Source organism: Sphingomonas rustica (assembly GCF_039652585.1).
Classification (GTDB): Bacteria; Pseudomonadota; Alphaproteobacteria; order Sphingomonadales; family Sphingomonadaceae; genus Sphingomonas; species Sphingomonas rustica.
In genome coordinates this window covers 130,959-145,336 of record NZ_JBDIZK010000003.1, presented here as the reverse complement: position 1 = coordinate 145,336, position 14,378 = coordinate 130,959, and the positions used below count along the sequence as shown (strand labels likewise).

The 14,378-nt window shown below is 67.2% G+C and carries 15 protein-coding genes; 12 read left to right on the top strand and 3 right to left on the bottom strand.

The window, feature by feature from the left end; translation table 11 throughout:
- Positions 1–15: 15 nt before the first annotated feature.
- From TPR58_RS06265 to TPR58_RS06240, 6 genes are all read left to right on the top strand, one after another.
- Positions 16–279 carry an SWIB/MDM2 domain-containing protein gene (locus TPR58_RS06265; protein ID WP_346245768.1) on the top strand — a complete coding sequence of 88 codons (264 nt, stop codon included), beginning with the start codon at positions 16–18 and terminating at the stop codon, positions 277–279.
- 190 nt (positions 280–469) lie between these two features.
- Complete coding sequence (locus TPR58_RS06260) at positions 470–2,239, top strand: DUF6065 family protein (protein ID WP_346245767.1); 1,770 nt, start codon at positions 470–472, stop codon at positions 2,237–2,239.
- 172 nt (positions 2,240–2,411) lie between these two features.
- On the top strand, positions 2,412–3,413 hold the full coding sequence (locus TPR58_RS06255; protein WP_346245766.1) for an NAD-dependent epimerase/dehydratase family protein: 1,002 nt from the start codon (positions 2,412–2,414) through the stop codon (positions 3,411–3,413).
- 67 nt (positions 3,414–3,480) lie between these two features.
- Positions 3,481–4,377 (top strand): sulfate adenylyltransferase subunit CysD, encoded by an 897-nt coding sequence (gene cysD, locus TPR58_RS06250; protein WP_346245765.1) that lies wholly within the window; start codon positions 3,481–3,483, stop codon positions 4,375–4,377.
- 103 nt (positions 4,378–4,480) lie between these two features.
- Complete coding sequence (gene cysN, locus TPR58_RS06245; protein ID WP_346245764.1) at positions 4,481–6,397, top strand: sulfate adenylyltransferase subunit CysN; 1,917 nt, start codon at positions 4,481–4,483, stop codon at positions 6,395–6,397.
- Positions 6,398–6,408: 11 nt separating this feature from the next.
- Complete coding sequence (locus TPR58_RS06240; protein WP_346246044.1) at positions 6,409–7,125, top strand: 3'(2'),5'-bisphosphate nucleotidase CysQ; 717 nt, start codon at positions 6,409–6,411, stop codon at positions 7,123–7,125.
- On the opposite strand, the gene TPR58_RS06235 is transcribed toward TPR58_RS06240, so the two are convergent.
- A complete protein-coding gene (locus tag TPR58_RS06235) occupies positions 7,111–7,542 on the bottom strand; it encodes a hypothetical protein (protein ID WP_346245763.1) in 432 nt (143 codons plus the stop codon). The genes TPR58_RS06240 and TPR58_RS06235 overlap by 15 nt on opposite strands.
- Positions 7,543–7,798: 256 nt before the next feature.
- Here TPR58_RS06235 and TPR58_RS06230 point away from each other — a divergent pair, with 256 nt between their 5' ends.
- The 4 genes from TPR58_RS06230 to TPR58_RS06215 all read left to right on the top strand — a co-directional run bounded on the left by TPR58_RS06230 (position 7,799) and on the right by TPR58_RS06215 (position 10,911).
- Positions 7,799–8,326 carry an ester cyclase gene (locus tag TPR58_RS06230; RefSeq protein ID WP_346245762.1) on the top strand — a complete coding sequence of 176 codons (528 nt, stop codon included), beginning with the start codon at positions 7,799–7,801 and terminating at the stop codon, positions 8,324–8,326.
- Between the two features lie 65 nt (positions 8,327–8,391).
- Entirely contained in the window at positions 8,392–9,594 is a 1,203-nt protein-coding gene (gene pcaF, locus TPR58_RS06225) for a 3-oxoadipyl-CoA thiolase (protein WP_346245761.1), read from the top strand.
- 35 nt (positions 9,595–9,629) lie between these two features.
- Positions 9,630–9,863 carry a hypothetical protein gene (locus tag TPR58_RS06220; protein WP_346245760.1) on the top strand — a complete coding sequence of 78 codons (234 nt, stop codon included), beginning with the start codon at positions 9,630–9,632 and terminating at the stop codon, positions 9,861–9,863.
- 34 nt (positions 9,864–9,897) lie between these two features.
- A complete protein-coding gene (locus TPR58_RS06215; protein WP_346245759.1) occupies positions 9,898–10,911 on the top strand; it encodes an alpha/beta fold hydrolase in 1,014 nt (337 codons plus the stop codon).
- Between the two features lie 4 nt (positions 10,912–10,915).
- Here the strand turns inward: TPR58_RS06215 and TPR58_RS06210 are convergent, their stop codons facing one another.
- Positions 10,916–11,839 (bottom strand): LysR family transcriptional regulator, encoded by a 924-nt coding sequence (locus TPR58_RS06210; protein WP_346245758.1) that lies wholly within the window; start codon positions 11,837–11,839, stop codon positions 10,916–10,918.
- 78 nt (positions 11,840–11,917) lie between these two features.
- On the opposite strand from TPR58_RS06210, the gene TPR58_RS06205 reads away from it, so the two are divergent.
- Positions 11,918–12,793, top strand: a complete 876-nt coding sequence (locus tag TPR58_RS06205) for an oxidoreductase (protein ID WP_346245757.1) — start codon at positions 11,918–11,920, stop codon at positions 12,791–12,793.
- 55 nt (positions 12,794–12,848) lie between these two features.
- On the opposite strand, the gene TPR58_RS06200 is transcribed toward TPR58_RS06205, so the two are convergent.
- Complete coding sequence (locus TPR58_RS06200; RefSeq protein WP_346245756.1) at positions 12,849–13,565, bottom strand: hypothetical protein; 717 nt, start codon at positions 13,563–13,565, stop codon at positions 12,849–12,851.
- Positions 13,566–13,694: 129 nt separating this feature from the next.
- On the opposite strand from TPR58_RS06200, the gene TPR58_RS06195 reads away from it, so the two are divergent.
- Positions 13,695–14,372, top strand: coding sequence for a response regulator transcription factor (locus TPR58_RS06195; RefSeq protein ID WP_346245755.1), 678 nt, complete (start codon positions 13,695–13,697; stop codon positions 14,370–14,372).
- The last annotated feature ends 6 nt before the right edge of the window (positions 14,373–14,378 follow it).

Here is a 14,378-nt window from a genome sequence, read left to right as displayed (position 1 = left end):
AGGAGAAGAGAAGTTATGGCGGAAACCAAAGCAGCCGCTCGCGGCGGCATCGCCAAGCCCGTCACGCCCTCGCCCGAGCTGGCCAAGATCGTCGGCACCGCCGACCTGCCGCGCAGCGAGATCGTCAGCAAGATGTGGGAATACATCAAGAAGCACAATCTCCAGAACCCGGAGAACAAGCGCGAGATCCTGGCCGACGACACGCTGAAGCCCATCTTCGGCGCCGACAAGGTCACCATGTTCGAGATGAACAAGCACATCGCGAAGCATGTGAAGTAAGTCGCTGCGGGCCGCCTGGCGCGGCCCGTACCAGACTTGGCTGAAGGGCGGGTCCGCAAGGGCCCGCCCTTTTTGCGTGGCGTCGGTCGTCCAGGCCGGGTCGCAGGGTCCGATTGGCATCGACGCCGGTCGGGATTACGACCACACCGGAATGGTTGAACGGGGCGTCACGCCCGGGGATGGATCGTTGATGGATATCACCTGCTATGTGATGGACGGCTGGGCGCCGCGCATTCGCCCGGCATCTTCCCGGCGCGACTGGATGGAAGCCACGCCCGAGCGCTTCGCCTATCGCTGCCTGCCGCTCGCCATCGCCAATGCCCAGGGTTGGGAGTTGCTCAGCCCCTGCGGCTTCGAGGCGCGGTGGAATGGCGGCCCGCTGGTCGAGGATGTCGAGATCCGGATCGACGAGGGATCGGGCACGCGGGTGCCGGTTTCGCTGTTCGGCCAGGGGACGCTTACCTTCCATGTCGAGGGGATCTTCGAAACGCCGCCGGGATGGAATCTGTGGGTCGGCGGATCGCCGAACGACGCGAAGGACGGCATCGCCCCACTGGGCGGCGTGATCGAGACGGACTGGTCGCCCTACACCTTCACCATGAACTGGCGCTTCACGCGCGCGAACCATTGGATCCGGTTCGAGAAGGACGAACCCTTCTGCTTCTTCTTCCCGGTCGAGCGCGCCCTGTTCGACCGGATTGAACCTCGCATCCGGCCGCTGCGCGACGCCCCAGCGCTCAGGGACGCCTTTCTCGACTGGAGCCGATCGCGGGACGACTTTCAGAAATGGGTCGAAGAGACCCGGCCGACCGCGCCGGCGGATCGGTGGCAGAAACTCTATTATCGCGGCCTGAAACCGGACGGCCATCCGGGCGCAGCGGATCACATGTCCAAGGTCCGCGTGCCTCAGTTCATCGGACTCGACGGCGCGCCGCTGGAGGCACCCCTACCGCCGGCTCGATGCCCCGCATCGCCCGGTCCCGCGCCGGCGCAGCCGGACGAACGGCTGGAAACGCTGGGGCAGCTGCTTGACCTGCTTCGGGATCAGCATCTGACCAGGAACCTGGCAACGCTGCGGGACATCCAGCGGGGCGCGGCACCCGATGCCGCCGCGGCGTCGAGCGAACCGGCAGGTCGGGCGCTTGGCCATCGCCAATGGGCGCTCGAGATCGCCGAGCGGCAACGCGCCCTGGCCGACGGCGCCGACCGGATCGAGGAAACGGGCCGCCTGACGGGCGACGAGTTCCTCCAGCGCTTCTATGCGCCGAGCCGGCCGGTGGTCATGCGCGGCGCCATTCTCGACTGGCCCGCGATCGACAGATGGACGTCGCAATATCTCAAGGACCGCATCGGCGCAGCGGAGATCGAGTTGCAGGGCGGCCGGAACGGCGCGACCGATTTCGAACTCTACAAGGACAATCACAAGCGGACGATGGCGTTCGATCGCTTCATCGATCAGATCCACGACACGGCCAGCGGTAACGATCTCTACATCACGGCCTATAACAGCGCCGCCAATCGCGAGGCCGTGGCGGTCCTCGATTCCGATCTCGGGACGATCGAGTCGATCCTCACGGGTCAGCCGGGGATGCTGTGGATCGGCCCGGGCGGAACATTCACGCCGCTGCATTTCGATCTTACCAACAACCTGCTCGCACAGGTCGTCGGCACGAAACACCTCGTTCTGCTGCCGCCCAGCGAAACCTGCAAGCTGGCCCATAACCGGCATGTGTTCAGCGATGTCCACGACATCACCGACCCGTCCTTCCTGGCGCTCTACCCACAGGCAGAATCCGCCCGCCAGTTCGAGGTCACGCTGAATCCCGGAGACCTTCTCTATATCCCGGTGGGGTGGTGGCATCAGGTCGTGGCCGAAGACTTCAGTGTCATGCTGACCTATACCGACTTCGTCTGGCGCAACGATGCATATGAGATATTCCCGGCAAATCAGGGCAATTGACCTTTCCGAAGACGGACCCGGAATCCCGTCGATCGCGCAAGTGAAGGCGGTCCGGCACACATGGCGGACAAAATGCCGGCCACCGTCCGTGACAGGTTGACCATTCGCAGTTGCAGCATTTATTTCACCCGCGAACGGGATACACCGCGATCGTCCCGCATGGGGGGTTCTAATGCGCTTTCTGATCACCGGCACCGCCGGCTTCATCGGCTTTCACCTCGCCAGCCGTCTTCTCGCGGATGGGCATCAGGTCACCGGCTTCGACGCCGTCACCGACTATTACGACGTCCGGCTCAAGGAAGCGCGGATCGCGAAGCTGTCCGAGCACCAGGACTTCCGCTTCGTGAAGGGCCAGCTCGAGGATCAGTCGGCGCTCGATCGTGCGGCCGACCTGGCCCAGCCCGAAATCATCATCCACCTCGCGGCGCAAGCGGGGGTGCGCTATTCGATCGATGCGCCGCGCACCTATGTCGACAGCAACCTGGTCGGTTCGTGGACCGTGCTCGAACTGGCGCGCCGGATCCAGCCGCGCCACCTGATGCTTGCCTCGACCTCGTCGGTCTATGGTGCGAACGAGGACATGCCGTTCGGCGAGATCCAGCGCACCGACGAACAGATGAGCCTCTATGCCGCCACCAAGAAGAGCATGGAGGCGATGGCGCACAGCTATTCGCACCTGTTCGGCGTGCCGACCACCGCCTTCCGCTTCTTCACCGTCTATGGCCCTTATGGCCGTCCCGACATGGCGCTGTTCAAGTTCGTCTCGGCCACGCTGAAGGGCGAGGCGATCGACGTCTATGGCCATGGCAAGATGGCGCGCGACTTCACCTATGTCGCCGATCTGGTCGAGGCGATCACGCGCCTGGCGGATGTCGTGCCCGGAGAGGCCAATCGCGTGCCCGGCATCGACAGCCTGTCGAAGGTCGCGCCCTACCGCGTCGTCAACATCGCCGGCGGCCAGCCGACCCCGCTGATGGACTTCATCGAGATGATGGAGGAATCGCTGGGGATGAAGGCGAAGCTGAACATGATGGAGATGCAGGCCGGCGACGTTCCCGCGACTTCGGCCGATCCCTCGCTACTCAAGGCCTTGACCGGCTATATCCCCGGCACCAGCGTCCGCGACGGCGTCCACGCCTTCGTCCAATGGTATCGCGAGCATTACGGCAAATAGGCTGGCTGTAGCGGGGCCAACAAAAAAGGCGTGCTGCCAGACGGTTTGTGACACTAACTGATCCGCAATGTCGCTGACCAATCTGCAACGCCTCGAAGCCGAATCGATCCACATCCTGCGCGAAGTCGTCGCGGAGGCCGAACGCCCCGTGATGCTCTATTCGGTGGGCAAGGATTCGGCGGTGATGCTGCATCTGGCGAAAAAGGCGTTCTACCCCTCGCCCCCGCCCTTCCCGCTGCTCCATGTCGACACGACCTGGAAGTTCCAGGCGATGTACGAGCTGCGCGACCGTGCCGCCGCCGCGGCGGGCATGGAGCTGCTGGTCCATCACAATCCCGAGGCTCAGGCCAGGGGAATCAACCCGTTCGACCATGGCAGCCTCCACACCGACCTGTGGAAGACCGAGGGCCTCAAGCAGGCGCTGGACAAATACGGTTTCGACGCGGCGTTCGGCGGTGCCCGGCGCGACGAGGAAAAGAGCCGTGCCAAGGAGCGCGTGTTCAGCTTCCGCTCGGCCAATCACCGCTGGGATCCGAAGAACCAGCGGCCGGAGCTGTGGAACCTCTACAATGCCCGCAAGGCCAGGGGCGAGAGCATCCGCGTCTTCCCGATCAGCAACTGGACCGAGCTCGACATCTGGCAATATATCCTGGCCGAGGGGATCGAGATCGTGCCGCTGTATTTCGCAGCGCCCCGCCCGACGGTCGAGCGCGACGGCATGCTGCTGATGGTCGATGACGACCGCTTCCGGCTCCGCCCCGGCGAAGCCCCTGTCGACCGCTCGATCCGCTTCCGCACGCTCGGCTGCTACCCGCTGACCGGCGCGGTCGAGAGCGAGGCGGACACGCTGGAAGCGGTGATCCAGGAAATGCTGCTGACCACCACCAGCGAGCGCCAGGGCCGCGCGATCGACCATGACCAGAGCGCGAGCATGGAAAAGAAGAAGCAGGAGGGCTATTTCTGATGGCCGCGATGCTCCGAATTTCCATCGCAAGGCATGCCACTCTCCCCTCCCTTCCAGGGAAGGGCAAACGAGCCGACACCCCAGCCCTCCCCGCGAGGACCGCATGACCGTCTCCTATCGTCCCGATGCGCTGATCGCTTCGGACATTTCCGCCTATCTCGCCCAGCATCAGAACAAGTCGCTGCTGCGCTTCATCACCTGCGGATCGGTCGACGACGGCAAGTCCACGCTGATCGGGCGGCTGCTGTACGACAGCAAGATGATCTTCGAGGACCAGCTTGCCGCGCTGGAGGCCGACAGCCGTCGCGTCGGCACCCAGGGTCAGGAGATCGATTTCGCCCTGCTGGTCGACGGCCTTGCTGCCGAGCGCGAACAGGGCATCACCATCGACGTCGCCTATCGCTTCTTCGCGACCGAGAAGCGCAAGTTCATCGTCGCCGACACGCCGGGCCACGAACAATATACCCGCAACATGGTCACCGGCGCCTCGACCGCCGACCTGGCGGTGATCCTGATCGATGCGCGCAAGGGCGTACTGACCCAGACGCGCAGGCACAGCTATCTCGCCCACCTGATCGGCATCCGCCACATCGTGCTGGCGGTGAACAAGATGGACCTGGTCGGCTATGATCAAGCGGTCTTCGACGCAATCGTCGCCGAATATCGTGAGTTCGCGGCCTCGATCGGCATCGCCGATTTCACCGCGATCCCGCTTTCCGGCTTTCGCGGCGACAACATCACCGCGCTGTCGGACAACACGCCCTGGTTCGCCGGCCCGGCACTGATGCCGCATCTGGAGACGGTCGAGCTCGACGTCGATGCCGATCGCGCCAGGCCGTTCCGCATGCCGGTCCAATGGGTCAACCGCCCCAATCTCGACTTTCGCGGCTTTTCCGGCCTGATCGCCGCGGGCTCGGTGACGCCCGGCGACAAGGTGCGGATCCTGCCCTCGGGCCGGACCACCAGCGTGACCCGGATCGTCACGCTAGGCGGCGATCTGACCGAGGCCGGGGCCGGCCAGTCGGTCACGCTGACGCTCGCCGACGAAGTCGACTGCTCGCGCGGGGACCTGATCGCCACCGCCGACGCACCGCCCCAGGTGGCTGACCAGTTCCAGGCGACGATCGTGTGGATGGACCAGGAGGAGCTGCTCCCGGGCCGCGCCTATTGGCTCAAGATCGGCAGCCAGACGGTCAGCGCCACGGTGCAGCAGCCGCGCCACGCGATCGACGTCAACACGCTGGCCGAACTCAGCGTCAGGACGCTGGGCCTCAACGATATCGGCGTGGCGGAGGTCTATACCGATCGCGGCATCGTGTTCGAGGCCTATGAGGACAGCCACGCGCTCGGCGGTTTCATCCTGATCGACAAGATCACCAACGCCACCGTCGGCGCGGGCATGCTCAACTTCTCGCTGCGCCGCGCGCAGAATGTCCATTGGCAGGCGACCGAGATCAACCGCGAGGCGCATGCCCGCCAGAAGAACCAGTCGCCGCGCCTGTTGTGGTTCACCGGCCTCTCGGGCTCCGGCAAATCGACCATCGCCAATCTGGTCGAGAAGCGGCTGCACGCGCTGGGCAAGCACAGCTTCCTGCTCGACGGCGACAATGTCCGCCACGGGCTGAACAAGGATCTGGGTTTCACCGATGCCGACCGGATCGAGAATATCCGCCGCGTCGGCGAGGTCGCGCGGCTGATGACCGATGCCGGCCTGATCGTGCTGACCGCCTTCATCTCGCCCTTCCGCGCCGAGCGCGAGCTGGTCCGCAAGATGATGCCCGAGGGCGAGTTCTTCGAGATCTTCGTCGACACCCCGCTCGACGAGGCGGAGCGCCGTGACGTGAAGGGCCTCTACCGCAAGGCGCGCAGCGGCGAGATCGCCAATTTCACCGGCATCACCAGCCCCTATGAGGCGCCGGTGAACCCCGAGATCCGCATCGATACCACCCGAACCTCGCCCGAGGCCGCCGCCGAGCTGATCGTCGAGCAGATCATGGGCGTGTGGAGCCCGACATTGTGACGATCACCCCGATGACCGACGCCGAACTCGCCGCCGATATCGCCACCGAGGCGGGGAAGCTGTTGCTGGCGGTGCAGAAATGCGGCCTGTCGGGCAAGGCACTGTGCAACGCCGGCGATCTCCAGGCGAACGACCTGATCCTGGCGCGGCTGCGCGCCGAGCGGCCGGGCGACGCGATCCTGTCGGAGGAATCGGCCGACGATCTCGACCGGCTCAACCATCGCCGGGTGTGGATCGTCGATCCGCTGGACGGCACGCGCGAGTTCGGCGAGGGCCGGGCCGACTGGGCGGTGCACATCGCGCTCTCCATCGACGGCGTCGCCGCGGTGGGCGCGGTCGCCCTGCCCGCGCTTGGCCTCACCCTGTGCACCGGCCATCCGCCTGCGCTGGCCGCGGCCAACCACCCGCCGCGCATGGTCGTCAGCCGCACCCGTGCGCCCGAACAGGTCACCGCGATCGCCGAGGCGATTGGGGCGGAGCTGCTGCCGATGGGCTCGGCCGGCGCCAAGGCGATGGCGGTCGTCCGCGGCGAGGCCGATGCCTATTGGCATGCCGGCGGCCAGTATCAGTGGGACAATTGTGCGCCCGTGGCCGTCGCCGCCGCGGCCGGACTGCACGTGTCGCGGATCGACGGCGCCCCGATGGTCTATAACCTGGAGGAACGCGCGATCCCCGACCTGCTCATCTGCCGGCCGGAGCTGGCCGAACAGCTGCTACGCTTCGGCTGATGCCGCGCCCTCGGGCGCACCGGCGAACCATGTTTCGGCGTCCGGCTTGAACAGATAGCTGACCGCCCAGGCACGCAGCAGATAGACCGCCCAGCCAACCGCCGACACGATGTCGAACCGCAACCCGCTGCGGAACAAGGTCAGCGCCAGCATCACGGTCGAGATCACGAACCAGATCGAGATCAGCCACTTCGCCACCACACTGCGCCGATGCGCCGCGAACCACCACAGCAACAGGGTCGCGACACAGACTGCGGCGGATCCGAACGCCAGCACGCCCGCGCCCATCGCCCGCGTATTGGGATTGGCCTCCATCATCGCGACGCCGCTTTCCCAGCTCAGCGCGATCGAAACGAGGCTGAGCGCGAACGCCGCCAGATAGAGTCGTTCGAACCAAAGGATCGATGTCGGACGCATGATGATCTTCCCCTGTCAGGCGGTCACGATAGCGCCGCCCGCTGCAGGCGCAACGATTCAGGTGACGGGACAAGGGGTTGCCGGCGCTGAGGGGGGAGGTGAGCGCCGGCAAGGCTGATCATGGTCCGGGGATATTGCCGCGATATGTCCGGCACCCGCCGATCGCGCCTCTGCGTCCTCTCACCACGGACATTTCGGCGCGAACCCGCAATCCTCGGTGCGCGTTTGCAGCGACGTCGCGATACGGGGAGAAGATATGACCATCGGCAGGACACGACGCCGCGCGGTCGCTGCGGCGCAGTCGGACAACCGCCCCTTTGCCAGGACCGACGAGTCCGACCTGCGCTCCGACGATCCCGCCCTGCCCGGTCGCGCGCGCGACCTGATCCGAGTCGGCGAGATCGGGATCGCCGGGGGCGACCATGCCGCGTTGCTCCGGTTCTTCCACCCCGACTTCCGCTTCCACGGGCCGGCCGGCGCGGAACTGGGTCGCGACCAGCTGCTGGGCTATTTCGCCGCCTGCCGCGACGCGTTCGACGGCTTCGCCGTTACGCGCCAGATGCTCCTGTCCGATGGTGGCGACCATCTTGCCGCGCGCACCCGTTTCGCCGGCACCTTCGCCCACCGCTTCACCGGCCTGGGCGAGCCGATCGAGCCCAATGGCAGGCCGTTCGAATATCGCCTGCTGAATATTTTCCGCTACGCCCCCGCCGGACAGTTGATCGAGGAATGGGCGCAGTATGACACGCGCAGCTTCATCGACCAGCTTCGCCGGCCGGCCTGACTTCCCATCATCGGACCGGGCCGATAGAGGCGAGCGAAGATATATTTTGATCTAGGAAATTTCCTATGCCCGACGCCTTCATCTGCGACGCGGTTCGCACCCCGATCGGTCGCCTGAACGGCGCGCTGTCGTCGGTCCGCGCGGACGACCTGGCGGCGATCCCGCTGCGCGAACTGGCGCGGCGCAATGCGGGTGCGGACTGGGCCGCGCTCGACGACGTCATCCTCGGCTGCGCGAACCAGTCGGGCGAGGATAATCGCAACGTCGCGCGGATGGCGGTGCTGCTGTCGGGCCTGCCCGAGACGGTGCCGGGCATCACGGTGAACCGCCTGTGCGCATCGGGCCTGAATGCGATCGGCATGGCGGCGCAGGCGATCCGCGCGGGCGACGCCGAGTTCCTGCTGGCGGGCGGGGTCGAGAGCATGACCCGCGCGCCCTATGTGATGGGCAAGTCCGCGGGACCGTTCGACCGCGCGCAGAAGCTGGAGGACACCACGCTCGGCTGGCGCCTCGTCAACCCGGCGATGCGCGCCGCCTACGGCGTCGACACGATGCCGCAGACCGCAGAGAACGTCGCGGAAGAGTGGCAGGTCGCGCGCGACGAGCAGGATGCGTTCGCGCTCCACAGCCAGGAGAAGGCGCTGGCCGCCCAGGCATCGGGCCGCTTCGCCGCGGAGATCGTCGCGGTCGAGATCCCGGTGAAGAACGACGCGCCGCGCATCGTCGACACCGACGAGCATCCGCGCCGCACCAGCCTGGAGGCGCTGGCGAAGCTGAAGCCGGTCGTGCGCGAAGGCGGCACGATCACCGCGGGCAACGCATCGGGCCTGAACGACGGCGCCGCGGCGATGGTCGTCGCCTCCGCCGAGGCGGCGCAGCGCCATGGCCTCACCCCGCGCGCCCGGGTGGTCGGCATCGCCGCCAGCGGCCTTGCGCCGCGCGTCATGGGCATGGGTCCGGTCGAGGCGGTGCGCAAGCTGCTGGCCCGCACCGGCGTCACGATCGACCAGGTCGACGTCATCGAGCTGAACGAGGCCTTCGCCAGCCAGGGCATCGCGGTGCTGCGCGAGCTGGGCGTCGAGTGGCGCGATCCGCGGGTCAATCCCAATGGCGGCGCGATCGCGCTGGGCCATCCGCTGGGCATGTCGGGCGCACGCATCGCCATGACCGCGGTCGAGCAGCTCACCCGCACCGGCGGCCGCTACGGCATCGCCACCATGTGCGTCGGCGTCGGCCAGGGCGTCGCGATGCTGGTCGAGCGGGTGTGATTGCAATTCGCGGCCGACCGCCCCACTTGGCCGCGATGACCACCGCAAGCCAGCTTCAGGACCGCATCGCCACCACGCTGTCCCGCACCATCGGCGGCACCCAGCGGCGGTGGCGACTGCTGGTGGGTCCGATCAAATTATACGATCGTACAACACATCCGCACTGCAACTGGACGGTGCGCCCCAGCGGCGGCGCGGGCGAGGTTGCGGCGATCGAGCGGCTGCTCGACACGTTGCGGCTGGAAGTGCCGATCGTCGAGGAAGGCTGACGGAGCGCGCGCGCCGCTGCCGCGTTGTGCGGGCATGCAGAACAAGAGATCGATGAAGGCGGCGGTCGCGCTTCCCCTGATGCTGATGGGGACGCCCGCGCTCGCACAGACCGAGAAGCTGGGCGCCAATCTGGAGCGCTTCGCCTACCCCTTCCCGGTCAAATGGTACGAGACCCGGTCGCAGGACGCGCCGGTCCGGATGGCCTATATGGACCTCGCGCCGACCGCGACCGCGAACGGCCGCACCGTCGTGCTGCTCCACGGCAAGAATTTCTGCGCCGCGACCTGGGAAGCGACCGCGCGCACGCTGGCGGCCAGGGGCTACCGCGTGATCGTCCCCGACCAGATCGGCTTCTGCAAATCGTCCAAGCCCGCCGGCTATCAGTACAGCTTCCACGCCATGACCGAACTGACCCGAGGGCTGCTCGACCAGGCGGCGGTCGGCAAGGTCGTGCTGGTCGGTCATTCGACCGGCGGCATCCTGGCGATGCGCTTTGCGCTTTTGCACCCGGAGCGGCTCGAAAGGCTGGTGCTGGTCAACCCGCTGGGCCTGAACGACACGGTGGCCGAGGGCGTGCCCTATGCCGATGTCGGCACGCTGCGCGCGGAAGAAGCGAAGACCGACGCGAAGTCGATCCGGGCCTATCAGCAGCGCACCTATTACAGCGGCAAGTGGCGGCCGGACTATGACCGCTGGGTCGCGATGCTCGCCGGCCAATATGCGAGCGACGACGGCGACGTGGTGCGCGACGCGCAGGCGCGCCTGTCCGACATGATCCTGACCCAGCCGGTCGCCGCCGAGATCCCGCGCATCCGCACGCCCGTGTCGCTGATCATCGGCCAGAAGGACCTGACCGCCTTCCGCGCGAACACCGCGCCGGAGGCGATCCGCGGCCGGGTGCGAACCGTGCCCAAGGCGGCCGAGGAAGCCGTGACCCGCTTCCGCGACGCGCGGCTGGTGCGGCTGCCGATGCTGGGCCACTCGCCCCAGGTCGAGGATCCGGCCGCGTTCGAGGCTGCGCTGCTGGCCGAACTCGCGCGGCGATGACTCGTCAGCCGTCCCCTGCCCGCCGATCCTGGGCGAGCATGTCGACGAGCGCGCGCAGCGGCGGCGCCACGAGGCGGCTGGAGAAATAGAGGCGCGGCCCGTCATAGCCGGGCCACCAGTCGGCGAGCGCCGGGACCAGCGACCCGGTCGCGAAATGCGGATCGAGCCAGTTGCGGAAGATGTAGATCACCCCGTGTCCGGCGATCGCCAGGTCGATCGCGGCGGCGGCACCCCCGCTGGTGACGCTGAGCCGCGCCGGCGGATCGAGGACGAGCGTCTCCGCGCCCTGCTCGAATTCCCAGGGGAACAGCGCCGCTCCCGCCAGCCGGGTGCGGATACAGTCATGGTCCATCAGCTGCGACGGGTGCGTCGGAATACCTCGACGCGCCCAGTAGGACGGCCCGGCGGCCACACCTGCCTGCTGACGCTCCGGCCCGATCGGGACCGCGATCACGTCCTGCTCGAGATGTTCGCCATAGCGGATGCCCGCGTCGCAATCGGCGCGGGTGATATCGACCAGCCGATCCTCGACGATCAGGTCGACATGCACCTCGGGATGGCGGTTCATGAACCGGTCGAGAATCGGAGGCAGGATGTCGACCATCACCGCAGCCGGCACGTTGAGCCTCAGCCGCCCGCGGACCAGCGCCCGGGAACTGGCCGCCTCGTCCAGCGCCGCGCGCGTATCGGCCAGCAGCGGGCCGATACGCGTGGCAAGCTGGCGCCCGGCCTCGGTCAGCATCACGCTGCGCGTCGTGCGGTTGAACAAGGCGACGCCCAGTCGCGCCTCGAGCTGGGTGATCGTCTCGCTGACGCCGGAGGGCGACTGGCCGAGCGCCCGGGCCGCCGCGCGAAACCCGCCCGTGTCGGCGACCGCCTGGAAGACCTGGAGATCGTCGAGCGAGCGATAGGTCTCATTGTTCGCCATGGCGAACAGGCTATTCGGCAACCGGTCGATTATCAATGCGGCCGTTCGGGTCCATCTCAATACGCAGAGGAGATCGACATGACCCAGACCACCCCCGATGCTGCGGCGGCCGGCCGTTTCACCTTTCCCGGGACCGCGATGACGGTCAACCGCATGGGCTATGGCGCGATGCAGCTCGCCGGCCCGCACGTGTTCGGCCAGCCGAACGATCCGGAAGAATGCCGTGCGGCGCTCCGAGAGGCGCTGATGCTGGGCGTCGACCATATCGACACCAGCGACTTCTATGGCCCGCACGTCACCAACCGGTTGATCCGCGAGGCGCTCCATCCCTATCCCGACACCCTCACCCTGGTCACGAAAGTCGGGGCGCGGCGCGACGATCAGGGCGCGTGGATTCTCGACCGATCGGACGACCTGCTGCGCAGCTCGGTCGAGGACAATCTCGCCAATCTGGCGCTGGAGCGGCTCGACATCGTCAATCTGCGCATGGGTGGTCCCGAGGATGACGTCGTCGCCCCGATGCGGACCATGCGCCGCATGCAGGAGGAAGGACTGATCGCGCATATCGGGATCAGCACCGTGACCGCGGCGCAACTGGCGGCGGCGCGGGACATCGCCCCGATCGTGTGCGTCCAGAACCAGTATAATCTGGTTCAGCGGAGCGACGACGCCCTGATCGATGCGCTGGCCGCCGGCGGCATCGCCTATGTCCCCTATTTCCCGCTGGGCGGCTTCAGCCCGTTGCAGGTCGACGCGCTGAATGCGGTCGCAGCGGAACTGGAACAGACGCCGCAGGCGGTGGCGCTGGCCTGGCTGCTTCAGCGCAGCCCGAACATCCTGCTGATCCCCGGCACCTCGAAGCGCGCCCATCTGCGCGCCAACATCGCAGCGGCGTCGCTGCGGCTTGAGGGGGATCAGCTGAGTCGGCTGGACGGGTTGGCCGGGCTGGATTGAGGATTGGGCTCCGGCGGGCAGCCACACCCGCCGGCGTACCAGAGGACAGCGCGTCTTAATTTCCGAACTGGCGGATCAGGCGGATGCCGAAGCGGGGGCGCCATGCCTCGTCACGGGCCTTCACCCCGCCGACGCCGATCTGCAGGTCGATCCCGTCCGCCACCTGCTTGTGAAGCTGCGGCATCACCAGCAGCGAGCGGTCGGCGCCCGAGCGGTAGTTCACCTCGACCCCGGCCAGGCTGTGCCGGCCGAGATCGTAGAAGGTCGAGTGGTTGAGCAGAAGCACGGGATGCGACGGGCCGGAGGTGGTGACGTCCCCGATGCCCACCATGCTCAGCGTGCTCAGCCGGTCGGAAAACCGATTGCCGAGCACATAGAGCAGGCTGTTTTCCCACCGGCCATGCTGGCGATTATAGAGCCCGAGATACTGGACGCCGTGGATGCCGCGGCCCCGGTTGAGCGTACCGAACGTGCCTTGCACGCCCAGTTTATATTCGACCACCCGGCCATTCTCGAACGGCAGTTCCAGCTCGACGGCAAAGCCGTCGGCGACCGCATATTCGATCTCGGGCGCCCATTCGACGCTGCGCTCCGGGCCGGACAGGTTGCGCTGTAGCAGGACGTTCGCCTCGAGCTCGCCGCGCTTCGCACCGAGCGGGCGGACGAGGTCGAACACCATCGGCTCGGGTATCGAGGGCGCCGGCGCGTCCTGCGCGGCGGCGGGCATGGCGAGTAGCAGCCCGGCCAGGGCAGGCATAATTCTGCGGATCATGTGCGGTTCGGGTTCCCGGTGGCAGTCGGTGGCCGCTGTCCGCACACAGGCTTACATGGTCCTTACAACCGATCCGTGCAGTTCCGATCGGTTGCAATTGCCGCTTCGGGATGCGACCCGCGGGCCGGGATGCGATTGCTTATCGTCGAGGACAGCGCCGAGCTGGTGGCCATGCTCGGCCGCCTGCTGGCCGCTGCCGGCCTTGCCAGCGACCACGCCGCGACCGCCGAGGATGCGGCGCTGCTGCTGCGGACGAACGCTTATGCCGCGGTGGTGCTGGACATCGGCCTCCCCGACGGCAGCGGGCTGGACGTCGTGCGCACGCTGCGATCGGTGCAGGATGCGACACCCGTGCTGATGCTGACCGCGCGCGGCAGCGTGGCGGACAAAGTGGCGGGACTGGCGGCCGGCGGCGACGACTATCTGGTGAAGCCGTTCGCGCCGGAGGAACTCGTCGCGCGGATCCAGGCGCTGCTGCGCCGGTCCGGGGCGATCGTCGACCGGGTGATCGCGTGCGGCAACATCGCCTTCGATCCGGTGCGCCGCGAGGTGCGCATCGCCGGCGCGACGACGATCCTGTCGGCACGCGAGCTGAGCGTGCTGGAGGCGCTGATCCGCCGCAGCGAGCGCGTCGTCGCCAAGTCCGCGGTCGAGGCGCAGTTGTTCGGGATTGACGACGATCTGGGGTCGAACGCGATCGAGGTCTATGTCCACCGGCTGCGCCGACGCCTGTCCATGGCGGGGGCGACCGCGCAGATCGTCACCATTCGCGGCCTGGGCTATATGCTGGCGGGACCGGCGGCATGAGGCGGT